The following is a 436-nucleotide window of genomic DNA, read 5'->3' on the forward strand; positions in this document are numbered from 1 at the left end:
GACGACCTGACCAAGCAAGCCTGGGCCTACCGCCAGGTCTCGCTGCTGCTGCGCCGTCCGCCGGGCCGCGAAGCCTACCCGGGCGACGTGTTCTACCTGCACTCGCGCCTGCTCGAGCGTGCCGCTCGCGTGAACGAAGACTACGTCGAGAAGTTCACCGGTGGCGCCGTCAAGGGCAAGACCGGCTCGCTGACCGCGCTGCCGATCATCGAAACCCAGGCGGGCGACGTGTCGGCCTTCGTTCCGACCAACGTGATCTCGATCACGGACGGCCAGATCTTCCTGGAAACCGACCTGTTCAACGCTGGTGTGCGTCCCGCCATCAACGCCGGTATCTCGGTGTCGCGCGTGGGCGGCGCCGCCCAGACCAAGGTCGTCAAGAAGCTGTCCGGCGGTATCCGTACCGACCTGGCGCAGTACCGTGAACTGGCCGCCT

Annotated in this window: 1 pseudogene; it reads left to right on the forward strand. The window is 66.7% G+C overall.

Going from position 1 to position 436, the window contains the following annotated elements:
• A pseudogene (locus ACR6JA_RS22770) lies at nucleotides 1–436 on the forward strand (F0F1 ATP synthase subunit alpha); the annotation flags it as partial.

This window comes from Cedecea sp. B1(4) (genome assembly GCF_059414925.1).